Raw genomic sequence first — 466 nt, 5'->3', positions numbered from 1 at the left:
ATTTTTGAAACAACACCAGCACCTACGGTACGGCCACCTTCACGAATCGCGAAGCGTAAACCATCTTCCATAGCGATTGGCGCAATCAGGGTAACGTCAAGTTTAACGTTATCACCTGGCATTACCATCTCGATGCCTTCCGGTAATTCACAGCTGCCAGTTACGTCAGTTGTACGGAAGTAAAACTGTGGACGGTAGCCCTTAAAGAACGGAGTATGACGACCACCTTCTTCTTTAGACAGTACGTACACTTCTGCTTCAAAGCGAGTGTGCGGGTTGATAGTACCTGGCTTAGCCAATACCTGACCACGCTCGATATCTTCACGCTTAGTACCACGCAACAGAACACCAACGTTCTCACCTGCACGACCTTCGTCAAGCAGCTTACGGAACATTTCAACACCAGTACAGGTGGTTTTTACGGTGTCACGGATACCAACGATCTCGATTTCTTCACCAACTTTAA

The 466-nt window shown here is 47.6% G+C and carries 1 protein-coding gene; it reads right to left on the bottom strand.

The features are described 5' to 3' along the window. Positions 1 to 466: EF-Tu C-terminal domain-related protein (locus TOI97_RS13225; RefSeq protein WP_321554589.1), on the bottom strand; the 466-nt coding region annotated here is incomplete at both ends.

The organism is Denitrificimonas halotolerans (assembly GCF_034259425.1).
GTDB lineage: Bacteria > Pseudomonadota > Gammaproteobacteria > Pseudomonadales > Pseudomonadaceae > Denitrificimonas > Denitrificimonas halotolerans.
The sequence above is the reverse complement of the archived record's forward strand: the minus strand, read 5'-3'. Positions and strand labels throughout refer to the sequence as shown.